Here is a 22,985-nt window from a genome sequence, read left to right as displayed (position 1 = left end):
GATGATGTTGTACAACCGAGGAGGAGCCATGAGCATCGAGCCCCTGAGCGGTCTCAATCTGCCGTCCATGAACGAGCGGCGCAGCCTGCGGGAGCTGATCACGCATGAGCTGCAGGCTGCCCTGGTGGCGGGCAGACTGCGTCCCGGGATCGTCTACTCCGCGCCGATGCTGGCGTCCGAGTTCGGTGTCTCGGCCACGCCGGTCCGCGAGGCGATGCTCGACCTGACCAAGGAGGGGCTGGTCGAGGTGGTGCGCAACAAGGGCTTCCGGATCGTCGGCCTCACCGACCAGGACCTGGACGACTTCACCGAGATCCGCGCGCTGATCGAGATCCCGGCGACGGTGCGGGTGGCCGCCGGTGCGACCGCCGAGCAGTTGGAGCCGCTGCGGCCGGTGGCCGCCGAGATCGTCGCGGCGGCCCGGTCCGGCGACCTGATCGCCTACGTCGAGGCGGACCGCCGGTTCCACCTCGGGCTGCTGGCCTTCACCGGCAACCGGCACCTGGTGGAGACCGTCGGCGACCTGCGCAAGCGCTCCCGCCTCTACGGTCTCAACCAGCTGGTCGAGGCCGGCCGACTGGTCGCCTCGGCCGAGGAGCACGAGCAGCTGCTGAATCTGATGATCGCCAGGGACCTGCCCCGGGTCGAGGAGGCGATCACGCTCCATCTGGGACATGTGCGCTCGCTCTGGGCGACGCCGCAGGACTGACCGGCCCTCAGCCCCGGCGGCCGGAGCCGCCCGCGCCCGGCGGGCGCGCGGTTCCGGGCGCACCCAGGATGCTGGGCGCGCCCGGAACGGTGTCAGCGATCAGTCGTGCCGGTCGCGTCGCACGGGGTCAGTACTCGGTGGCCGAGGTGTCGTCCACCAGGAACGATGTGGCCGGCGTGGTCCCGGCCTCGTTGGAGACCAGTTCGAGGCCGACGGTGGTGCCCCAGCCCACCTTGGCGATGAACGGCGAGAGGTCGACCGACTGCTGCTGGTAGCCGGGGCTCGATCCGTAGCTGGACCAGGTCTTGACCGTGCCGATCGGCTGGCCGGTGTACTGGTCGATGGCGATCAGCGACAGCGTGTCCGGAGTGGTCGCGCTGGTGTTGGTGGTCTCGGTGTCCAACCAGAAGGAGAAGTTGGCGGAGCTGTACCCCGGGTAGGTGTCGAGGTACTGGGTGATCGAGTCGGTGGTGCCGGAGTCCTGGCCGAGCCAGGCGTACCAGCTGCCCGAGTGCGCCGAGTGGAGGCTGGACGGGGTGATGATGTTGTACTCGGACGGGCTCCAGGGATCGGTCATCATCGTGTGGTCGACGTCGGCCGAGCCGTTCTCGAAGCCGGGGTCGATCAGCTGCTGGACGGCGGAGCAGCCGTGCTGCCCGCCGGCGAACAGCCCCTCCCAGAAGCTGGTGGTGGCGGTGTTCCCGGCGGTGTCGGAGGCGTTCACGGTGATCTGTGAGTAGCCGTTGGCGGAGGCGCTGGTGGTACCGGAGATGACGCCGGTGGACGGGGCGATGGAGAGCCCGCTCGGCAGGCCGGTCGCGCTGTAGGTGACCGCGTCGCCGGTGCTGTCGGCCGCGACCGCCGGTATCGACAGCGGTTGCCCCGGTGGGTCGGTGCGGCTGCACATGGTGCTGAGGGTGAGGACCGGTCCGGTGGAGATCGGATCGGAGGACATGCAGAGGTGGTCCTCGTCGGACCAGATCGTCTGCAGCGGGAAGGAACCGGTGGAGAGGTTCTCGAAGAACAGGCCGCCGTTGGAGCCGTAGGGGATCCAGGCGCACTTGTCGGCGACCTCCTGGCCGGTGGCGTCGGTCCAGCCGCCGGGGGTGTTCGGGTCGGTCAGGGTCTCGGCGTACTCGTGGCCGCCGATGATCCCGTAGCCGTCGAGCAGCCCGCGGGGGGTGTTCTCACCGAACCAGTTGGCGCCGCAGCCCGCGACGTCGGGCAGGTACGGCATGTTGGTGTAGGCGAGCTGGCCGTCCGAGGAGCGCTCGAAGTCGTGCCAGGCGCAGTAGCCGAGCTCCTTCCACTTGTCCGGGTCGGTGCCCTGCGGCGAGTCGATCACGTACTGCACATTGCGGTTCTGCGCCTCGGTGGTGTTGCCGAAGTGCTGCGCGGCGGCGGCCGCCTCGACCCCGAGCTGGGTCTCGGTGGCGGACTGGGGCGCGGCGGCGCTGTTGTCGACCCACACCCCGGCCAGCACGCTGCCGGCCTTGGGGTACTGGATGTGGGGCGCGGTCGAGGGGCACTGGATGGTGCCGGCCGGGATGCCCTCGCAGTACTGGGTCAGCACCGCGCTCCAGCCGTCGCCCGCGCTGCCCAGGCCCTTGAAGAAGTCCTGCTGGTAGGGGACGGCTCCGTCGGGGTCGCCCGAGAGGGCGGTGTCACCGCTGGAGTCGGTGGAGGCGGTGCCCCACTGCGAGCCCCAGACCACCAGGTACACCTTGGGCGCACCGGTGATCACGCCGCTGGAGTCCTGGCCGCCCTTGTACTGGACCTGCAGGTCGTACTCGTTGGCCACGGAGCCGTCGCCGTCGTTGCCGTCGCCGGGGTCCGAACCGTCCGCCAGCTGCGGCTTCTCACCGCCGCCGGTCTTGCCGGCCGAGGTCTTGGTCGAGGCCGGCCCGGGAGGGGTGGCGCTGCGCTTGCCGAGGGGCGCGGCCGCCTTCGGCCGGGCGACGCTCTTGGCGACGATCGGGGTGCCGGGCTGGACCTGCACCCAGTTGCCGTCCGCGGTCCTGCTCCACCCTGCCGAGGCGGGGTGGGGGTTGGCCGCGGCGGCCAGTGGATTGGTCAGGCCTGCGGCGGCCACGGCAACGACGAGGCTGCCGAGGGCGATGGATCGGCCGCGACGGAAGACAGCGGATCTGAGTCTGCGCACGTGACACAGTCCCCTCTCGGGTTGACTTTCTGACGGCCAGTCACCGTCAGTGCAATAGCATATTTGACGTGTCGCACGACACACAAGGGTCTGTCGGGCACGGGGATTCCAGAACACTGACGCCGCCTCAGCGGCCGCCGCTGTCGGGAGAGCCAGGGGCGGCCGGCGCCGCCCGTCCGCGGTGCGCCGACCGGACCTCCCGCGCGAGGCGGGACGACTCCGGTCCCTCGGGCCGGAGTTCGCCTCAAGCTGACCGAAAACCGGGATGACATCCGGGTTCTGACTAGCATTCACACAACTGCCCGATCGCTGCGAGGAAGTGGGGGAGTGCGGATGGAACTGGAGCTCCGGCACCTACGGGCGCTGTGCGCGGTCGCGGACGCAGGCAGCATCGGCCGGGCCGCGGCCGGCCTCGGCTGCTCGCAGCAGGCGATGAGCACGCAGCTGCGCCGGATCGAGGCCCACCTCGGCAAGCCGCTGTTCGAGCGCGACACGGTGGGCGTGCGGCCGACCCGCTACGGCGCGGGGGTCGTCTCCCGCGCGCGCGACGTGCTGGCCCGGGCCGAGGCGGTCGGCCGGGAACCGGCCGAGGAGGCGGTCCATCAACCGGTGCTGCGGCTGGCCGCCACCAACTCCCCGATCCTGGCCGGACTGGTCGGGCGGATCCGCAACGACCTGCCCGGCCTGGTGGTGACGGTGAGCAGCGTCTACGAGTCCTCGCAGATCGTCGACCTGCTGGAGCGGGACGGGCTCGATGCCGCGATCGGCGTGGACTACCCGGGGCAGGAGCTGCGGCACTCCGAGGCCGTCGGGCACTGCGGGATCGTCACCGAGCCCTCCTGCGTGGCCCTGCCCTCGGGGCACCGGCTCAGGCACTGCGCGGCGATCGACCTCGCCGACCTGGCCGAGGAGCCCTGGTTCGTCACCCCCGACGACGGCGCGGGGTGGCCGGGCGTCTTCTATGCCGCCTGCGAGGCGGCCGGATTCAGTCCGGTGCTGGTGCACGAGTTCCTCGGCGACCGGCTCCAGCTGCAGCACATGATCGCCGAGGGGCTCGGGGTCTGCCTGGTGCAGGCGACGACCCGGCCGATCCCCGGCGTCATCGTCAGGCCCCTGGTCGGCACGCCCGTCCGGTGCCGCTACCTGTTGGCCTGGCGCAGGGCCAGCGTCGGCGAGGAGTTGGTGGCGGCGCTCCGGGACTCGGCCGCCGCCTCCTACCGGAGCCTGATGGACGGTGTCCCGACCCGGCAGGCCCGCGCCACCCGGAGCCACCGAGGGTCGCCCCGGTAAAGAAGCAGCCCCGGATGTTGTGACGGATCCACTTCAATTGCTGTTCCTTCCCGCATTGTTCGAGCCTGCGTGCGATGAGACGGTGCGTCACACGCTTCCCGCACGATTCACGAAGCGACCCCCACTCCGAAGGAGCAGCAATGCCCCGCCGATACCTCCTGCCCAGACTGCTGGCCTCCGGCACGGCGATAGTCACCATGCTGGTGGGCGTGGCGACCGCTCCGGCCCTGGCCGCGACCGGTTCGACCGCCTCGGCCCGGCCCGCCGCCGGATCGCACCGCCCGGCCGAGCCCGCGCCCACGGGTGCCCTCGCCGGCGGCACGGACGCGGCCGCCGTCCAGTACGGACGGCTGGCCGTCGGCCAACTCCCGCCACAGCGACCGACGGCGTCGCAGACCACGACCTCCCCGGCGAAGCCCGCCGGCCGGACCCGGGCCACGAACTCCGCCACCACCCAGGCCTGCACCCCGGCCGCCTTCTCCGCCCTGACCGGCCCGGCGCTGGCCTCGTACGTCGAGAACTCGACCAGCGACTGCATCAACTCGCTGTTCACGGTGACCGGCAGCGACGCGCAGGCGCTGTTCAACGAGTCGCAGATGGTCACCGTCGCCCAGGCGTACCAGGGGCTGGCGTCGAGCTACACCGGTGACGACTCGACCGGAATCGGGCAGCTCATCCAGTACCTGGAGGCCGGGTACTACGTCCAGTACTACGACACGACGGACGTCGGCAGCTACGACGCGACGCTGTCCACGGACGTCGAGAACGCCCTGAACACCTTCTTCGCCGACCCCCGGACGGCCGACGTCTCGACCGGCAACGGCGAGGTCCTCGGCTACGCGGTGATCCTGAGCGACAGCGCCAACCTGCAGAGCGACTACCTGAGCGTCTACCAGCGGCTGCTCAGCGCGTACACCAGCTCCTGGGACGCGGTCGGCGGCATGGACGGCGTCATCTACGACGTCTACACCCCGCTGTGGCGCGGAGCCTTCAACCCCGCCTTCGTGACCGCGCTGACCGCCGATCCGAGTGTCATCAACGCACTCGACGCCTTCGCGCTGGACCACACCGGCCTGCTCGGCGGCGGCAACACGTTCATGGACGCCGACGCCGGCAACGACCTCGCCGCGTACGTCCGGATCCCCGCACTCCAGGCGCAGGTGCGGCCGCTGATGCTGGGCCTGCTGCAGGCCTCGTCGATCTCCGGCCCGACCGCCGCGCTGTGGATGTCCGTGGCGCAGCAGGCCAACGGCTACGACGCGGCCGACTGCTCGTACTACGGCGTCTGCAACCTGGTGGCCCAGGCGACGGCGGCAGCGCTGCCGATCACGCACGCGTGCAACTCGGAGACCAACATCCTGGCCCAGTCGCTCAGCCCGTCCGAACTGAACGTGGCGTGCACCGAACTGGCTGGCCAGGACGCGTACTTCCAGAACGTGGTGAAGGACAGCGGGCCGATCCCCGGCCAGTACAACGACACTGACAACATCGTCGTCTTCGCGAGCTCCCTCGACTACGAGATCTACGGCCCGGTGATCTACGGCATCACCACCGACAACGGCGGCATCACCATCTACAACACCCCGGCCACGCCCGGGAACCAGGACTACTCCATCCTCTACCAGGACTCCGGCGCCGACGGGTACACGGACGACATCTGGAACCTGAACTACGAGTACACGCACTTCCTCGACGCCCGCTACGACACGATGGGCACCTGGGCGGACATGGAGGTCGACCCGAACATCTGGTGGATCGAGGGCATCTCCGGCTACATCTCCGCCGGCTACCGGGGCGTCACCGACACCGACGCGGTGACCGACGCCGGCGAGCACACCTACGCGCTGAGCACCCTGTGGCAGACCACGTACGCCAACAGCAACGACGACCGGGTCTTCCCGTGGAGCTACCTGGCGGTGCGCTACATGGTCGAGGAACACCCCGCCGACCTGCAGGCGATCCTCAACGACTACCGGGTCGGCAACTACACCGCCGGCTACGACTACTACACCGACACCATCGGCACCCGCTACGACGCCGACTTCAACACCTGGCTCGACAACATCGCCAGCGGCGCCCAGGGCTCGCCGACGGCGGCCTTCGGCGCGGCGGCCACCGGGCTGACGGCCGGCCTCACCGACCGGTCCACCGAGTCCGGCAGCGGCAGCATCACCAACTGGGCCTGGAACTTCGGCGACGGGACGACGTCCACGGCGCAGAACCCCTCGCACTCCTACGCGGCGGCCGGAACCTACACCGTCGGGCTGATCGTGACCGACAGCAACGGGAAGACGTCCAGCACCTCCCAGTCGGTGACCGTGACCAGCCCGTGCACCGGCTCGAACCCGCAGCAGATGGACCAGGACTGCTTCCGGACGAACCAGTCCGCGACGGCCGGGAACCTCGACTACTACTGGATCTACCTCCCGGCCGGAACGACCACGCTGACGGTCGCCACGACCGGCGGCACCGGGACCGCCTACCTGTACTACGACCCCACCGACTGGGCCGACGGCGCCAACCACACGGCCGCGTCGACCGGCTCCGGCACCGCGCAGACCATCACCGTCACCAATACCACCGCCGGCTACCGGTACTTCAGCCTGTACGCCGACTCCGCGTTCAGCGGAGTCACCGTGACCACCGAGTACTGAGCCCCGCGGAGTACTGAGCCCCACGGGCGGTCGGGAGCGGGGCCGCTGTCAACCGGCGGTGCTCCCGGACGCACGGGCCCTTGCTCGGGCCGCCACAGCCGTGGCGGCCCGAGCAAGGGCGCCCTCGCGCCCGGGGGTGTCCGTAGGACCGGTCCGAGCTGGAAGAGGCCGTTGTCGACGCTTCGGGACGCCGGTACCGGGACACCGGGCCGCGACCTGTGCGAGCGCGGCCGTCACCCACGGGAGTGCCCCTGCCGCCCAGCTGGGAGCGCTCCCGATCGTCGCCCCCAAATGCGGCCCCGTCAAGGCCCCCGACGGTCCGTCGGCCCAACCTCGCCCTGACATCCGTTTGACAAGTGAACGCAGCGCGCCCCCTTGACGGGCTCCCGGATAGCTGAATTCATATGACTCGGCGTCATCCAAGCATCTTCCTACGGGAGTTGAAGATGCCATGCGGGTCGGACCGCTGTCGCCACCTCCTTTCACCCACTCAGCGAAGGGGTCGGTGCCCTTGAATATTGGGAGCGCTCCCACGGCTTGCGGAGCGCTGAACCACGCGCAGTCCCCGTGCCGCCCAGGCCCCTTCCGAAGTCCCCAGGTCCACGAAGGAGAAGTCCCGTCATGACTGATTCCCTGTCCCGGAGGCGGTTCGCGGCCGCTGTCGGCGGCGCGCTGGTGGCCGTGGCCGCCGCGCCCGCCATCGGCCGAGCTGCGGCGGCGATCGCCGCCGCACCGGGTACGACCGGCGCTACGACCGCGACGGACCCGTACACCCAGCAGTTCCTGACCCAGTACAACAAGATCAAGAACTCGGCCAACGGCTACTTCAGTGCGGCCGGGGTGCCCTACCACAGCGTGGAGACGCTGATCGTCGAGGCGCCGGACTACGGGCACCAGACCACCTCGGAGGCGTTCAGCTTCTGGATGTGGCTGGAGGCCACCTACGGCCGGGTGACCGGTGACTGGACGCCGTTCAACAACGCCTGGACCACCGCCGAGCACTACATCATCCCCCAGCACGCCGACCAGCCGACCAACAGCTCGTACAACCCCGACTCGCCGGCCACCTACGCCCCGGAGTGGCCGTCGCCCAGCGACTACCCGAGTGCTCTCAACACCTCGGTCCCGGTCGGCCAGGACCCGCTGGCCAACGAGCTGACCTCGACCTACGGCACCGCGGACGTCTACGGCATGCACTGGCTGCTGGACGTCGACAACAAGTACGGCTACGGCAACGCCCCCGGCACCGGCGCGGAGAACGGCCCCACCGCGGCCGGGCCCTCGTACATCAACAGTTACCAGCGCGGATCCGCCGAGTCGGTGTGGCTGACCATCCCGCAGCCCTGCACCGACCTGTTCAACTACGGCGGCCCGAACGGGTACCTCGACCTGTTCGTGGCACAGACCAGTGCCTACTCCAAGCAGTGGAAGTACACCGACGCCCCGGACGCCGACTCCCGCGCGGTGCAGGCCGCTTACTGGGCCTACCGGTGGGCCTCGGCCCAGGGCGCCGAGGGCCAGATCGCCGCCTCGGTGGCGAAGGCCGCCAAGATGGGCGACTACCTGCGGTACGCGTTCTTCGACAAGTACTTCAAGCAGATCGGCGACTGCACCAATGCCGGCACCTGCGCGGCCGGCACCGCTCGCAGCTCCGAGCACTACCTGCTGTCCTGGTACTACGCCTGGGGCGGGGGCGAGCCCGGCGCCGGCTGGGCCTGGCGGATCGGCGACGGCGCCTCGCACCAGGGGTACCAGAACCCGCTGGCGGCCTGGGCCCTGTCCACCGTGGCCACGCTGACCCCGCAGTCCCCGACCGCGCAGAGCGACTGGTCGGGCAGCCTGACCCGGCAGCTGGAGTTCTACCAGTGGCTCCAGTCGGCCGAGGGCGCCATGGCCGGCGGCTGCACCAACAGCTGGGAGGGCCAGTACGCCACCCCGCCCGCCGGCACCTCGACCTTCTACGGCATGGCCTACGACTGGGAGCCGGTCTACCACGACCCGCCGAGCAACAACTGGTTCGGCTTCCAGGCCTGGTCGATGGAGCGGGTCGCGGAGTACTACTACGTGACCGGCGACGCCAAGGCCCAGGCGCTGCTGCAGAAGTGGATCGCCTGGGCGGTCTCGCAGACCACGGTCACCGCGACGGACTTCCAGATCCCGTCCACGCTCGGCTGGTCCGGGCAGCCGGACACCTGGAACCCGAGCTCCCCGGGGGCCAACTCCGGGCTGCACGTCTCGGTGGTCGACTACGGCAACGACGTCGGCGTCGCGGCGGCGTACGCCAAGACCCTGATGTACTACTCGGCCAAGTCGGGTGACACCACGTCAGGAGCGCTGGCCAAGAGCCTGCTCGACGTGATGGCGACCTTCGCGGACACCATCGGCATCTCGGTGCCGGAGACCCGCACCGACTACAGCTCGTTCGGCGCCACGGTGTACGTGCCGTCCGGCTGGTCGGGCAAGATGCCGAACGGCGACGCGGTCGTGCCCGGGGCGACCTTCACCTCCATCCGCTCCTGGTACAGGAGCGACCCGAACTGGTCGCAGGTGCAGACCTACCTGAACGGCGGGGCCGCGCCCGTCTTCAACTACCACCGCTTCTGGGCGCAGGCGGACATCGCCATGGCCTACGCGGTCTACGGCGAGCTGTTCGAGGGCAGCGGCACCGGCCCGACGGCGACCCCGCCGACGGTGCCGACCGGCCTGGCCGCCTCGAACGTGACGAGCACCTCGGTGACCCTGTCCTGGACCGCGTCCACCGACCCGTCCAGCAGCGTGGCCGGTTACACCGTGTACCGGGGATCGACCAAGGTCGGCCTGACCACCGGCACCTCGTACACCGACACCGGACTGACCGCCGCCACCACCTACTCGTACACGGTCACGGCGCAGGACCCGGCGGGCGACACCTCGGCGGCCTCCACCGCGCTTTCGGTCACCACTGCGGCCGCGGCCCCCGGCGGGAGCTGCACCGTCGTCTACAGCGTCAGCAGCGACTGGGGCACCGGCTTCAACGGCAACGTCACCATCACCAACAACGGCACCACCGCCACCAAGACCTGGCAGGTCACCTGGACCTGGCCGGGCAACCAGACCATCACCAACATGTGGAACGCCGGCTACACCCAGACCGGCACCTCGGTCACCGCCAACGACCTGTCCTACAACAACGCCATCGCCCCGGGGGCCAGCACCAGCTTCGGCTTCGGCGCCACGTACAGCGGCACCAACACGGCCCCGAAGGTGACCGTCACCTCCACCTGAACAGCCCCCGGCCGCGCGCCGCCCGCTGAGCGGTGCGCGGCTGTAGGTGCCCACCCTCCGGGCGTGGCCGGCCGCATGACGTAGCGGATGGGCCCGGTGGGTCCGACACCCGGCGGAGCCGGCCCTGGCCGGGGGCTGTTCAGCGGTCGGTCTGCCGGGTGGCGCGTGCGAAGCGGGCGCTCCACTCGCTCAGGTACGCCACCAGTTCGGGCGGGGTGACGACCTCGAACTCGGCGCCGAGCCTGCCCAGCGCCATGGCGGGCCAGTCGAGGGTGTCGGCGGTCATCCGCAGCAGGCAGTGCCGGGCGTCGATCGGTTCGGCGGTGGCCCACTGCCCCAGCCGGGCCTGCACCTGCGCGGCCGGGGCATGGACCCGGACCTCCACCGCATGACCTGTGGGCTGGGTTGCGACCCGGGCACGGACGAACGCCGCCGCGTCGGGGGCGGGCAGTTCGCGTGGGCGGAACCGGAGGCCGGTGGTCCGCGGTGCGCCGAGCCGGTCGAGTCGGAAGGTCCGCCAGTCGTGGCGGACCAGGTCGTAGGCCACCAGGTACCAGCGGCGGCCCAGCGGAACCAGACGGTGCGGCTCCACCTGCCGCTGCGAGGGCTCGCCGCTGCGGTCGGTGTAGTCGAACTCGACCCGCTCGGTGTCGCGGCAGGCCAGCGCCAGCGCGATGAGCGCCGCCGGGTCGGCGGCGGCCGAGGTCGGGGCGCTCCAGCTCGACGGGTCGGTGGCGGCGCGCAGCGCGTCCACCCGGCGGCGCAGCGGGGGCGGCATCACCTGCACCAGCTTGGCCAGCGCGCGCACCGCGGCCTCCTCGATGCCCGCCACCGCGCCCAGCGCTGCGGCCTGCATCCCGACCGCGATCGCGACCGCCTCGTCGTCGTCGACGACCAGCGGGGGCAGCGCCGCACCGGCGGCGAGCCGGTAGCCGCCGTCCACGCCGCGGCTGGCCGTGACCGGGTAGCCGAGCTCGCGGAGCCGGTCGATGTCGCGCCGCAGCGTGCGCGCCGAGACCCCGAGCCGCTCGGCCAGCTCCCCGCCCGGCCAGTGCCGGTGGTTCTGCAGCAACGAGAGCAGACGCAGGGTTCGGGAACTGGTGTTGGCCATGTTCCCAGCTTCGCGCCATTGCGGTCAGAAAGTGACCGCAATGGCTTCTAGAGTTCTTTTCATGACCACCAACGAGCGTGATGACCTGCTGGAAAGCCTCGCCGCACACCGACGGTTCCTGTTGCACACGGTGCAGGGACTGACCGACGACCAGGCCCGGAAGCGCACCACCGTCAGCGAACTCACCCTGGGCGGGCTGATCAAGCATGTCGCGCGGACCGAGAAGGGCTGGATCGACTTCATCGTCGACGGACCGGCCGCGATCGCGATGACCGAGAACAGCTACGCCGAGCACGCCGACGGTTTCGTGCTGCACGAGGACGAGACGCTGGCCGGGGTCGTCGCCGAGTACGAGCTGATCGCGAAGCGCACCGACGAGCTGGTGCGCACCCTGCCCGACCTCGGCGCGGCGCAGCCGCTGCCGGAGGCGCCCTGGTTCCCGCCGGGCGCCAGCCGGTCCGCACGGCGGGTCCTCATCCACATCGTGGCCGAGACCGCTCAGCACGCCGGCCACGCCGACATCCTCCGCGAGGCGATCGACGGTCAGAAGACCATGGGTTGACCGCTCACCCGAGGCCGGGGCACGGGACCGGAGGATCGCTCCGGCCGCTCCGGCCTCGGCGGAGAGATCGCGGACGCGGTGCTCCGGGATGCGGGCGGTCGCCGGCCTTGCGGGCGCGTTCGGGGTTCCCCGGGGAGCGGACGGGTGGGAGGCTGGGGGACAGGATGCGTCCAGGGCAGGGGGCCGTGATGGGGGCGGATACGGCGGGTGGGCACAGGTTACGGGGCCGGGCCAGGCCGGTCCTGTTCCTGACGGGGTTCGCGCTGACGATCGCCGCAGTCCTGGGCGCGGCTTCGTCCTCACCGTCTCCACCGACGGCGACGGCGTCTCCAGCCTCGGTGACCTTGTTCGGCCCCGTCGACGTCGCCGGTCTGGCGCTGCGGGACGACCCGGTGTACATAGCCCCGTCGGTGCTGGTGAGCGCCCGGCAGCTGTCGGCCCTGCAGACGATCGTCGGCTCCTCGGACGGTGCGATGTGCGCGGCGGAGCTGCCGGACAGTGCTGCCGTCCTGGCCGATGGGACGCCGGACGACGTGGCCGACATCCTGGACTACTCCAATGATCGGCCGGGGATGCTGCCGTACAGCTGTGTCGTCCTGGTGGGGGACCGGCTGGGAGCCAGCTCGGCCTTCATCCCCTCGGCTGTGTCCGACGGCTATGCCCGGGCCGCGCAGGCACGCTTTCCGAGGGATCCGCAGTCGGCGCTCGCGGCGCTCGCCGCATCCGTCCGGGAGGCTGTGGTGCCCGGGGAGGAGGCCGTAGCATCGGCGGACGCCTCCTGGGCATCCGGGAACACGTCCGCGATCGCAGCGGCCGACGCCCGCGCGGCGAACGAGGGGAACCAGATCACTCCGGGGATCGATGGCGGTCCCCTCTCCGGCGCCGACCTCCTGGTCTTCCCGATCCTCGCTCTGCTCCTGCTCCTGTTCGGCCTCATGACCGCGATTGTGGGACGCCGCCGACCCGGTGGCCCAGGCCGTCCGGCGCAACCGGCCGAAGCCGCCGACGCTCCCGGGCGCAGCCTCCCGAGTCCCGGGGCGGGTGACGGCGGCTCGGCGACTCCCGGAAGCGCGGACGAACAGGGATGACCTGGTGCTCCTGGCCCGGGCCCTCGGCTGCGAGGCCCGGGTGAGGGCACGGACCGGCAGCAGCCGCGCGAGGCCCGTACGCAGTCCCGGGTCGATCAGGGAATCCAACTGGACGCCACTCGCTCGGCCACCGAGAAGTCGGTCCCGCAGTCCGGACAGGCGGCCCGCCCGAAGAGGTGGCGAACGCCATGAGCCAGACCCTCCTGCCCGTCCGCCGTCGCCCGGGTGAACAGCCGCCGAGGCAGCCCCTTCAACTCCGGCGATGGCGCCGGTCGGAGGGGCGACTTCTCGACTTCTCGCAACGCGTAGTCCTCGGTGCAGCAGAAGGACTCGTCCTGGCCGACGACGACGAACACGTCGACGCCGCAGTACGGGCAGTCGACCTCGTACTCCCCAGTCCGCAGGCCACCCAGGCAACGATCCCAGATCTCAACGCCCTCGAAGGAGAGCAGGGCCTGCAGCAGGTTCACGTACTCCTCGGCCTCGGCTGTCCGGCCCAGGCGGTGATCAGTGAGGTCGTGCAGAGCCGCCAGCGGAGCCGAGTGGACCGTCAGCGGGCTGTCGGGCTCGGACAGCCCGGGGGAGCACGCGGCGATTGCCCCCGCTGCCGGCAGCACCCAGCTCAGGGCGTCCTGGCTGCCCACAGCCGCGATCTCGGCCAAGCGCGGAAGCGCGGCGAAACTGGCGGTGAAGGCGGTATCCAGCTGCGGACACAGGTGATCCATCAACTCGGACCACATGCCGCTCGGATCGGCCTCGAACCGGTCCAGGAGGCCAGGCACGTGTTCCGCGGAACCGCATGCGTCGGTGAGCGCTGACCAATCCGTCATGCGCTCATCCAAGCAGGCGGCCCTGGACGGGTTGCACCGGGTCGGGCGACTCCAGGACCCTCAACGGTGAACCCCATGTCGTGGTCGTCGCGGGCGCGAAAGCCGGCCGGGGCCGCCGGGCGATGCGAGGACCGGGGGGCGGTCAGGTGCCGAGCGCGGATGGCGCTGCTCCCGCCTGCGGCCGCGCTTCGTCGGCCGGTGTGCTGTTTGACCTTCACCTTTGGGGAAGCCGCATAGTGGTCGTGCCGGGCAACCGCCCGGAACGAGGGAGTCGTCATGGGCCTGGTCAGTATCGGTGAGTTCGCACGTCTGTCGCGGCTGTCGCCCAAGGCGCTGCGTCTGTACGACGAACTCGGACTGCTGGTCCCGGCAGAGGTCGACGCGGAGACCGGCTACCGCTGGTATGCGGACACGCAGCTGGAGCGGGCCCGCGTGGTGGCCCTGCTGCGCCGGATCGGTGTCCCGCTGGCCCGGATCAGGGACATGCTGGCCCTGGAGGCGGCGTCGGCCGCCGAAGAGATCCGAACCTACTGGGCCGCGACCGAGAGGGAGCGCGCCGCCCAGCGGGAACTGGTCGGCTACCTCGTTGACCGCCTTCAGGGAAAGAAGTCCGCCATGTACGAAGTCGCCGTCCGCGAGATCCCCGAGCGCAGCCTGCTCGGCCTCATCCGCAGGGTGCACCAGGACGAGGTGATTCCGATGGGCCGAGAGCTGTTCATCCACCGACTGGCCCGGGGCGGCGTCCCCCGGGTCGAGGGGATCGCCGGAGCACCGTTCACGATCTTCCACGGGGAGGTGAGCGGGGACAGCGACGGCCCGGTCGAGTGGTGCTGGCCCGTCCCCGACGACCAGGCCGCCGAGATCGCGGCCAGGTTCCCCGACCTCACGCTGCGCAAGGAGCCCGCGCACCAGGAGGCGTTCGTCCGGCAGGGGTCGCCCGGAGCCTGGGGCAGCGGGGCCGAGGCCGAGGTCGCCATCGAGTCCCTGTTCGCGTGGGCTTCGGAGCAGCAGCGCCAGCCGTCGGACGGCGTGCGCAGCGTGCTGATCTTCAACTCGGCCAACCCCGGAGCCGGGCCGGACACCGAATTCGCCGTGTCGCTGCGCTGAACCGAGGCGCGAAGCACCGGCGCCCACGACGATGTCCTGACGCGGTGGCACCGGCCCCCTGTCCCTGGCACCACGACTTTGAGCCTGCAGGTGGCGGGCTGGGGTGCGGGCATGGTCGTCGTACTGCCCGACCTGAGGCCGTGGCGGCCGCCGTACGCCATCTGCCCTGCGACCTCGGCCCGGTCGGATCCGGGGCCCTCCACGACGTCGCCGACAGCCGATCGTGCGACCGGGAGTCAGGAAGGGCCGGTGGAGGTCGGTGCGGGCTTCCCGGCGGATGCGTAGCCGGCGGTACCGGTGAAGGAGGGCGGCTGTCGTCGGTAGCGGCCCGGAGGGATGCCGTACTCGCGTTTGAAGGCCTTCGCGAACGCGAACTCCGAGCTGTAGCCGCTGCGTTCGGCGACGACCGGGAGCAGCGCGTCGGTCCCGCGCAGCAGTTGGGCCGCCGTCGTCATCCGCCACCAGGTGAGGTACGCCAGGGGCGGTTGGCCGACGACCGTGGTGAACCGCTTGGCGAAGGTGGCACGGGAGACGCCGGAGCGGGTGGCCAGTTCCTCGACGGTCCAGGGGTGTTCGGGGCGCTGGTGGATGTGGTGCAGCGCGGTGGCGACGGCCGTGTCGGTCAGGGCGGCGGCCCAGCCGGTCGTGGCGTGGCCGGACTGCTCGTCGATCCAGACCCGCAGGACGTACATCAGCAGCATGTCGACCAGTGGGGCGAGGATCGCCTCGGTGCCGACGCGCGGCCGCCGCAGTTCGTCGCCGATCAGGTCGACGGTGGCACGGAGCGCGGCGTGGCTCCCGACCCGGGCGGGCAGGTGGATCACCGGCGGCAGGTCGGCCAGGAGCGGATGGGGGCGGATGCGGTCGAAGCTGTAGCAGACGCAGAGCATCTCCGTGGCGGGGCCGGGGCCGGGGATGTTCAGCTCGGTGATGAGGGAGCGGTCGTCGCGCGAGGGGCGGAAGTCGACCAGCGGGCTGCCGGGCCGGTCCGCCAGCACATGCCCGTGTCCCGGGGCGGTGAACAGCACGTCACCGACGTCGAGGGCGATCGGCGCGCCCTCCGGGGGAATCAGGCAGCACGCGCCCTGGAGCACGATGTGGCAGCAGGCCGAGTCGCCGGCCGGGAACCGCACCCCCCAGGGCTCCCAGCACCGGGTGCGCCCTGCATACGGCCGCCCCGCGCGCATGGCGGCGAGTACGTCGCCGAGTACGTCCATGTCGTCACCGTACCAAGCCCGATGAGACGCTCGGACAAGAAGTACGGACAGAAGGACATTCAGCGTCCAACTCCGGATCCCTACGGTGGAAGCAACCGATGCACCACCCACCGCTTCCGGAGGAGTGCCTGTGCCTTCCCTGCCCCACCGACAGTCCGGCTCGGCCACCACGACGGCCGCCGCCCGGCCTGACTCGACGTCAACCTCCGTCGCGCCCGGCACCACTGGCTGGGCGGCCGGCTGGAGCACCTCGATGCAACGCCCGGGAGCCGGTTTCGCGCCCAACTGGTCCGAGCAGGGTTTCGCCCTCCAGAGCGTCCGTCAGGTGGTCCGGTTGAGCGTCGGCGGCGACGCCGTCCGGGTCCGGCTGTCGAACCTCCACGGGACCGGTCCGCTCACGGTTGCCGGGGCCACGGTCGCCCGCAGCGCGGGCGGGGCCGCCGTCCGGGCGGACGGGCTGCGCCACCTCACCGTCGCGGGGGAACGGACCTTCACCGTCCCGGCCGGCGCCGAGTGCGCGAGCGACCCGGTGCCCTTCGGGACGGCGGCGCTGGAACGGCTGGCCGTCACGCTGTACCTGGCCGCACCGACCGGCCCGGCGACGTATCACGCCCAGGCCCTGGCCACCGGCTACCGGGCCACCGGTGACCACCGGGCCGACGCCGGGGGCTCGGCGTTCACCGAGACCACGCAGTCCTGGTACTACCTGAGCGGCATCGACGTGTCCGGGGGAGCGGCACGGCCGTCCGGCATCGCCCTGTTCGGCGACTCGCTCACCGACGGAACGGGAAGCAGCCCGGACGCCGACCGCCGCTTCCCGGACGCGCTCGCCGAACGGCTGGCCGCGACGGGCCGACCGCGCGCCGTGCTGAACCAGGGCATCGGCGGCAACCGGGTGACGGTCGACTCGGCCTGGCTCGGCGACCGGGCGACAGCCCGCTTCCGGCGCGACGTCCTCGGCCAGCCGGGGCTGGGGACGGTGGTCATCCTGCTCGGCATCAACGACATCGGCATCAGCGAGGTGGCCGGGGTGTCGCCGTTCCCGGTCTTCGAGCCGTACACCGAGGTCTCCGCCGAGCAGGTCATCGCCGGGTACCGCAATCTGATCCGGCAGGGCCGCGCCGCCGGACTGCGGATCGTCGGGGCCACCGTGCTGCCCGCCGGGCCCTCGGCCTTCTCCACCGCGCGCAGCGAGGCCAAGCGCGCCGTCATCAACAGCTGGATCCGGACCTCGGGCGGGTACGACGCCGTCGTCGACCTCGATCGCGCCCTGGCCGACCCTGCCGCCCCGGACCGGCTCAACCCCGCCTTCGACTCCGGTGACCACCTCCACCTCAACGACGCCGGATACCGGGCCATGGCAGACGCCGTCGACCTCGCCGACCTCGGCTGAGCGCCACCCGCAGCCCGCAGCAGCCCAGTTCACCACCTCAAGGGATCACGATGCCACTCCATGTCATTGTCGGAACCAGTGCCTCCGGAACCGCCACCGCGCGCCTGCTCGCCGAGTCCGGTGACCGCGTCCGCATCCTCAGCCGACGCGGCGGCGGACCGGAGCATCCGCTGATCGAGCGGATCGCCGCGGACGTCCGCGACGCCGACCGGCTGACCGAGCTGACGGACGGTGCCACCACGCTGTTCAACTGCGCCACGCCGGCGTACGACCGGCTGCCGGTGGAGACACCCGCGTTGGCCGCCGCACTGCTGACCACGGCCGAGCGCACCGGCGCCGGCTACGTCAACCTGAGCAACACCTATGGGTACGGCCCCGCCGACACTCCGCTGACCGAGGACCGTCCCCTGTCGCCGACCACCGTCAAGGGACGGGTCAGGGCACGGATGTGGGCGGACGCCATCGCCGCCCACCGAGCGGGCCGGATCCGCTTCACCGAGGTGCGGCCAGGCGACTTCATCGGCCCCGGCCAACTGTCGGTGTTCAACCTGCTGGTCGCGCCCCCGGTGCTGGCCGGCGAGACCGCGACCGTTCCGGCGGACCTGGACGCAGCGCACAGTTGGGGCTACCCCGGCGACGTCGCCCGCACCCTGGTCGCCCTCAGCCGGGACGAGCGGGCCTGGGGACGGGCCTGGCACGTTCCGCCCGTCTCCGACGGCTCGGTACGCCAGTTGGCGACGCGGTTCGCCGAGCTCGCCGGCGCGCCCGTGCCCCGACTGGCCGCCATGTCCGCGTTGGACCTGCACAACGCCGGCCTCGCCGATCCGATCGTCGCGCAGATGTGGGAGATGCAGTACCAGTACCTGCGACCCTGCCTCCTGGACGCCTCGCTGACCGCACAGACCTTCGGCCTGGTGCCGACCCCGCTCGACGAGGTCCTCCTCGAAACGGCCGGGGCGTTCACCGGGTAGCGCCTTCCGCCGGTTCCCGCGAAACCGTCCCACGGGAATCCCGGTCGACCGCACGGGCGGGGCGGGGCTGCCTATGCTGCACCGCGTGATCCGCTCGATGCGCGTCCGCCGACTCTTCTATTCGGACCTGGACTTCCTCGGCGAGCCGAAGAGACTGACTTCGGCCGAGCGGACGGACCTGGTGCGGCACCGCTGCCTGACCCGTCCGCTCCAGGACCCGGATGCCTCGCCGAGCCCCGTCCCGGGCGGGCGGCTCACCCCCCCCGCGGACCTGATCCGCCGACCGACAGCTGCAGTTGCGATCAGGCCTGCCCGGTCTCGAAGCGGCTCACCTTGCCCCCCTCGACCGTGAACCTCCAGGCGGTGCGCATCTCGCCCCAGGTCTCGTTGCGGAAGTTCGCGACCAGCGCGCGGCCACCGTCGGACTCGGTCTGTACCTCCATGTGTCCGCGCGAGGAGAAGATCTCGCGGTCGACCCACTGTTCGAGATCGCGGTCCGATCCGTCGTCGGACATGGTCGCGCCCTCCGCGAGCAGGGCGAGGAAGGCGGCGCGGTCGTTGTCGTTGATCGCAGTCACCAGGGCCCGGACCGTGGGGTCGGAGAGTTTGGCGGTGGCGATGGTCATGGCGAAGCTCCTCGTGGAAACGGGTCGACTGCCACCATGCTATTACGCAAGGTGACTGTTGGTGACTGGTAGTGGTCATCCGAAGGGGGGAGGGGCGGGGGAGCCAGAACGCCGGGCCGATGTGACGCCGAGTTCCCGTGCCGGCGGCGAGCAGGGCTCCTGCCCGCCGGTGGCAAGGCACCGTTCGGACACGCTCACGGATGGCGGAGCTTCCGTGCTTTGTGTCGGCCGCTTCGATAGGGATGGCTCGACCATCCGCCGATCCACGCCATCGAAAGGGCTGACATGTTGCTTGCCCAGTCGTCCGTGAAGAAGTCCGCCGTGAAGTTCTCCGCCCTCGGCCTGACCTGTTGTGCCCTGCTGCTGGCGGCACCGCTGGCCCTCGCCCAGTCGGCCGCCGCAGACGGCCCGAGGAATGAGCAGGAGGCTGCCGCCTGCCGTGGCGTGGTCAGCGTGCTCCTGCCGGCCCTCGCCCCGGCCTGCGCGGTCCAGCCGGAGGACAGCTGACCTCGCTCCAGTGGTCTGCCTGACCGGTCCACTCCACGGCCGCTCGCCGGGCGGCCGTGGTGGCTCCCCCGAAGTGCTGTCCGGCCCGGACGTGGACGAGATGTGGAAGATCAACGTGGGTACCCCGGCCGGGCCGTTCCGGATTTTCGGATGCGGCCGATCCGTGCGGACGACAGGATACGGCCATGGAACCACTTGATGTGCCTGAGCTCGCAGCGGATGACGGGTTCACCCTTCGGCCCTGGACCCTGTCCGACCTGGAGCTGGTCCGCGAGGCCGCGGCGGACGAGTACATCCCGCTGATCACCACGGTGCCGGCGCCGTACTCCGAAGCGGCGGGAGTCGCCTTCGTCGAGCGTCAATGGGACCGTGCTGCCACCGGGACCGGTTGTCCGTTCGTCATTGTGGCGAAGGACGGCAGGCCCGTGGGCAACGTCGGACTGTGGCTGCGGACCGTCGGCGCGGGGCGGGCATCGCTGGGCTACTGGGTGGTCGAGTCGGCGCGGGGGCAGCGGGCCGCCGGGGCGGCTCTGACCGCAGTGGCCCGCTGGGCCATTGAGGATCTTGGAATCCCCCGTCTCGAACTCTGTGTGGAGCCCTGGAACGAAGGGTCCCGGAGGACTGCCGAGCGCGCCGGCTTCACCCGTGAGGGGCTGATGAGGAGCTGGCAGCAGGTGGGCGGCGAACGCCGGGACATGTTCATGTACTCGCTCCTGCCGGGCGACAGCTGACCCTCCCCCCGGGCAGGGGCAGCCGCGTCGACCGCGCCCGGTGCCGCCGGGCGCGGTCGAGCTCACTGCCGACCGTCCGCTACTGGACGGTGTAGGACTGGGAGGCGCTCAGGCTCTTGGCCCCGTCCGGGGAGGTGATGGTGACCTTGAAGGTGAGCGACTGCCCCGCCGTGCTGTCGGGCACATCCACCTGAACGGTCTGCCAGTTGAGGTTCCCGTTGGTGATCGAGTCCGCCTGCACCTGGCTGGGGAGCTCCCAGTGGTAGCTGTACTTGTCGTAGTCGGCGGACTGGTCGCCGTTCTCGTCGATCGGCGAGGAGCCGAGCAGCGCCTTCGAACCGGCCTTGAGCCCCATGCCGAAGATGGCCGCGCTGGAAAACATCCGTAGTTCCCTTCGGTAGTGTGTCGACCCGGCCTGGCGGAACCTGTCAGGCCGACCGACGACAGTTCTTCAACGAAGCGAACGTATCCAGCGCATCGGCCGACAAAGTCATTTCAATGGAAGTGTCCCTGACAGCAGGGCAGTTGCTGTATGGGGCTCAGAGGTGCAACCGGAGGATCCGGCTGAGTGCCACGGTGCACCCGGTCCCCTACGGCGTACCGCCCCGGCCTCCGACCGAGCGGCAGCCGGCCGGCTCGAGGACGGCTCACCCGCTGCCTTCGGCGAGAGTGTGGGCGAAGAGTGCGTTGGCGTGGTCCGCAACCGAGGAGTGCGCGAACTACGTCGTCGGGGAGGAGAGCAGCGGCCGTGGGGGCGCTGCGGTTGCCGGAGGGCGGAAGCATTATGGGAGGGCTTGTTCACACGGCGGCCGCGATCGCAGCCTCAGCGGCGATGGTGGCCGGCGGCGGGGCCGCAGGAGCACCGGGCTCCGCGCGTACGGTGGCTGCCGTCGCGCTGCCCGGGTCGGTCCCCGTCGCGGTGGGAACCGCCGTGCGGGTGGGGGCCGCGCCCGCGACGCAGCAGCTGACCGTCCAGGTGTGGCTCACCGCGGACGCGGCGGGCGCCTCCGCGTACGCGGACGCGGTGGCCACGCCGGGCAGCCCCGAGTTCCACCACTACCTGAGCCCGGACGCCTACACCGCCAGGTTCGGCCCGTCCGCCGCGCGGGCCGGGGCGGTGGCGGCGTGGCTCAGCGGCAAGGGGCTGACGGGAGTACAGGTCGACGGCGGCCGTGACTACGTGTCAGCGACCGGGCCGGTCTCGGCGGTCGAGTCGGCCTTCCAGGTGCGGATCGGCCAGTACCGCGCCAAGGGTGCCGCGGACGGCTCGGCGGGCCGGTCGTCGCTGTTCACGTCGAACGACCGCGCGGTGTCGGTGCCCGCCCCGCTGGCCTCCGACGTGCTCGGTGTGACGGGACTGAGCAGCTCGTCCGCCGCGTCGCGGGGCACGGCCGTGGCGGCTCCGCAGGGCGGCACCCCGGCCGGGGCGGCGACCTGCTCCCAGTACTGGGCGCAGCACGCGCACCCGCTGCGCCCCGCCTACCAGGGGCTGAACCAGGCTTCGCTGCCGGTGTGCGGGTACTCCGCCGCGCAGCTCCGCGCCGGCTACGGGGCGACGTCGAAGGACACCGGCAGCGGCCAGACCGTGGCGCTGACCGAGGAGGAGGCGCCGACCGCGATGTTCCAGACGCTGACGGCCTACGCCCGGAGCAACCACCTGCCGCTGCCGAAGCCCTCCCAGTTCCGGCAGATCCAGGCGGGGAGCGCCTGCAAGGCGCCCTCGGCGGCGACGGAGCGTGCGACGCAGTCGCCCCCCGTCGACGTCGAGGCGGAGATGGACTCCGAAGCCGTCTACGCCATGGCGCCGGGCGCGGACCAGGTGATGGTGGTGGGCACCGGCTGCGACGAGGACCAGGCGCTGCTGGACGCCGCCTCGGCCGTGCTGACCGGGAACGGCCACCAGCCCCTGGCCTCCATCGCGTCGAACTCGTGGCAGATCCCGCTGGGGGAGGTGTCGCCGCAGACCGTGCACGCCATCGACGTGCGGGCCGCGGCCGAGGGAGTCGGCATGTACTTCGCCTCCGGCGACACCCCCGGCCTGACGGTCACCGACTCCGACCCGTACGCGGTGGCGGTCGGCGGCACCACCCTCGGCATCGGGGCCACCGGGAACCGGTTGTTCGAGACCGGCTGGTCCGACGACTTCGGCTCACTGGCCGGCAGCACCTGGAGCGACGACGGCGTCAACGGCGGCGGAGGGGGCGTCAGCGACGTCTACCCGCAGCCGTCGTACCAGCACGGCGTCGTCCCGGCGTCGATGGCACAGGTCAAGGTGGCCGGCAAGACGGTGCTCGGCCGGACGGTGCCCGACATCGCCGCCGACGCCGACCCCGACACCGGCATGCTGATCGGCTACACCAGCACCGACCCCGACGGGAAGCCCGGGCCCTACCTCACCGTGGCGAACGGCGGTACCAGCCTGGCCACCCCGCTGGTCGCGGGCCTGGTCGCGGACGCCCAGCAGGGCCAGAAGTCTCCCTACGGCTTCATCGACCCGCTGCTCTACCGCCTGGCCGACACCCAGGCGTTCCACGACGCCCTGCCCTTCGACAGGTCCACGCCGTTGCAGAACCGGGCCGCGTACATCGCGCCGACCGACTCCTTCTCCAGCGCGGACGTCGACGTCTTCGACGCCCAGAACCGCTCCGACACCCAGCAGTTGACCGCCAAGGGCTACGACACCATGACCGGGATCGGCACCCCGAACGGCGCCGCCTTCATCGCCGCCCTGCGCCTCGGCCACTGACCGCGTCCGCCACGGTGC

At 71.2% G+C, this 22,985-nt stretch carries 18 protein-coding genes; 12 read left to right on the top strand and 6 right to left on the bottom strand.

What is annotated here, in order from left to right; all coding sequences use genetic code 11:
• Positions 1-28: 28 nt before the first annotated feature.
• Positions 29-709: a GntR family transcriptional regulator gene (locus BS75_RS01095; RefSeq protein ID WP_042438630.1), complete on the top strand. Its 681-nt coding sequence runs from the start codon at positions 29-31 to the stop codon at positions 707-709.
• Positions 710-836: 127 nt separating this feature from the next.
• Here BS75_RS01095 and BS75_RS43845 read toward each other — a convergent pair whose 3' ends face one another.
• A complete protein-coding gene (locus BS75_RS43845) occupies positions 837-2,801 on the bottom strand; it encodes an Ig domain-containing protein (protein WP_052069083.1) in 1,965 nt (654 codons plus the stop codon).
• Positions 2,802-3,203: 402 nt separating this feature from the next.
• Between BS75_RS43845 and BS75_RS01080 the strand changes: the two genes are divergently transcribed.
• The 3 genes from BS75_RS01080 (at position 3,204) to BS75_RS01070 (ending at position 10,078) form a co-directional block, all read left to right on the top strand.
• Positions 3,204-4,160 (top strand): LysR family transcriptional regulator, encoded by a 957-nt coding sequence (locus tag BS75_RS01080; RefSeq protein ID WP_034092166.1) that lies wholly within the window; start codon positions 3,204-3,206, stop codon positions 4,158-4,160.
• 140 nt (positions 4,161-4,300) lie between these two features.
• Positions 4,301-6,814 (top strand): collagenase, encoded by a 2,514-nt coding sequence (locus tag BS75_RS01075; protein WP_042438632.1) that lies wholly within the window; start codon positions 4,301-4,303, stop codon positions 6,812-6,814.
• A gap of 621 nt (positions 6,815-7,435) precedes the next feature.
• Positions 7,436-10,078 carry a glycoside hydrolase family 48 protein gene (locus tag BS75_RS01070; RefSeq protein ID WP_034086834.1) on the top strand — a complete coding sequence of 881 codons (2,643 nt, stop codon included), beginning with the start codon at positions 7,436-7,438 and terminating at the stop codon, positions 10,076-10,078.
• A gap of 139 nt (positions 10,079-10,217) precedes the next feature.
• On the opposite strand, the gene BS75_RS01065 is transcribed toward BS75_RS01070, so the two are convergent.
• On the bottom strand, positions 10,218-11,189 hold the full coding sequence (locus BS75_RS01065; RefSeq protein WP_034086833.1) for a helix-turn-helix transcriptional regulator: 972 nt from the start codon (positions 11,187-11,189) through the stop codon (positions 10,218-10,220).
• A 61-nt stretch (positions 11,190-11,250) separates the two neighbouring features.
• On the opposite strand from BS75_RS01065, the gene BS75_RS01060 reads away from it, so the two are divergent.
• Positions 11,251-11,751: a DinB family protein gene (locus tag BS75_RS01060; RefSeq protein WP_231607641.1), complete on the top strand. Its 501-nt coding sequence runs from the start codon at positions 11,251-11,253 to the stop codon at positions 11,749-11,751.
• 338 nt (positions 11,752-12,089) lie between these two features.
• Positions 12,090-12,839 carry a hypothetical protein gene (locus tag BS75_RS01055; protein WP_034086831.1) on the top strand — a complete coding sequence of 250 codons (750 nt, stop codon included), beginning with the start codon at positions 12,090-12,092 and terminating at the stop codon, positions 12,837-12,839.
• Positions 12,840-12,934: 95 nt separating this feature from the next.
• Here BS75_RS01055 and BS75_RS01050 read toward each other — a convergent pair whose 3' ends face one another.
• Positions 12,935-13,681, bottom strand: a complete 747-nt coding sequence (locus BS75_RS01050) for a hypothetical protein (protein WP_152645955.1) — start codon at positions 13,679-13,681, stop codon at positions 12,935-12,937.
• 264 nt (positions 13,682-13,945) lie between these two features.
• Here BS75_RS01050 and BS75_RS01045 point away from each other — a divergent pair, with 264 nt between their 5' ends.
• Positions 13,946-14,776 (top strand): MerR family transcriptional regulator, encoded by an 831-nt coding sequence (locus tag BS75_RS01045; RefSeq protein ID WP_034086829.1) that lies wholly within the window; start codon positions 13,946-13,948, stop codon positions 14,774-14,776.
• A gap of 236 nt (positions 14,777-15,012) precedes the next feature.
• Here BS75_RS01045 and BS75_RS01040 read toward each other — a convergent pair whose 3' ends face one another.
• Positions 15,013-15,993, bottom strand: coding sequence for an AraC family transcriptional regulator (locus BS75_RS01040; RefSeq protein ID WP_042438640.1), 981 nt, complete (start codon positions 15,991-15,993; stop codon positions 15,013-15,015).
• 130 nt (positions 15,994-16,123) lie between these two features.
• Here BS75_RS01040 and BS75_RS01035 point away from each other — a divergent pair, with 130 nt between their 5' ends.
• On the top strand, positions 16,124-17,386 hold the full coding sequence (locus BS75_RS01035; protein ID WP_231607640.1) for an SGNH/GDSL hydrolase family protein: 1,263 nt from the start codon (positions 16,124-16,126) through the stop codon (positions 17,384-17,386).
• A 50-nt stretch (positions 17,387-17,436) separates the two neighbouring features.
• Positions 17,437-18,357 (top strand): NAD-dependent epimerase/dehydratase family protein, encoded by a 921-nt coding sequence (locus tag BS75_RS01030; RefSeq protein WP_034086827.1) that lies wholly within the window; start codon positions 17,437-17,439, stop codon positions 18,355-18,357.
• A 302-nt stretch (positions 18,358-18,659) separates the two neighbouring features.
• Here the strand turns inward: BS75_RS01030 and BS75_RS01025 are convergent, their stop codons facing one another.
• Positions 18,660-18,983, bottom strand: coding sequence for a nuclear transport factor 2-like protein (locus BS75_RS01025; RefSeq protein WP_034086826.1), 324 nt, complete (start codon positions 18,981-18,983; stop codon positions 18,660-18,662).
• Positions 18,984-19,304: 321 nt separating this feature from the next.
• On the opposite strand from BS75_RS01025, the gene BS75_RS01020 reads away from it, so the two are divergent.
• Positions 19,305-19,490 (top strand): hypothetical protein, encoded by a 186-nt coding sequence (locus BS75_RS01020; RefSeq protein WP_152645956.1) that lies wholly within the window; start codon positions 19,305-19,307, stop codon positions 19,488-19,490.
• 200 nt (positions 19,491-19,690) lie between these two features.
• On the top strand, positions 19,691-20,221 hold the full coding sequence (locus BS75_RS01015; protein WP_331281390.1) for a GNAT family N-acetyltransferase: 531 nt from the start codon (positions 19,691-19,693) through the stop codon (positions 20,219-20,221).
• A gap of 79 nt (positions 20,222-20,300) precedes the next feature.
• On the opposite strand, the gene BS75_RS01010 is transcribed toward BS75_RS01015, so the two are convergent.
• Positions 20,301-20,603 (bottom strand): hypothetical protein, encoded by a 303-nt coding sequence (locus tag BS75_RS01010; RefSeq protein ID WP_034086823.1) that lies wholly within the window; start codon positions 20,601-20,603, stop codon positions 20,301-20,303.
• A 402-nt stretch (positions 20,604-21,005) separates the two neighbouring features.
• On the opposite strand from BS75_RS01010, the gene BS75_RS01005 reads away from it, so the two are divergent.
• Positions 21,006-22,967: a S53 family peptidase gene (locus tag BS75_RS01005; RefSeq protein WP_231607639.1), complete on the top strand. Its 1,962-nt coding sequence runs from the start codon at positions 21,006-21,008 to the stop codon at positions 22,965-22,967.
• The last annotated feature ends 18 nt before the right edge of the window (positions 22,968-22,985 follow it).

Origin of the sequence: Streptacidiphilus albus JL83 (assembly GCF_000744705.1) — a bacterium.
Lineage (GTDB): Bacteria > Actinomycetota > Actinomycetes > Streptomycetales > Streptomycetaceae > Streptacidiphilus > Streptacidiphilus albus.
The sequence above is the reverse complement of the archived record's forward strand: the minus strand, read 5'-3'. Positions and strand labels throughout refer to the sequence as shown.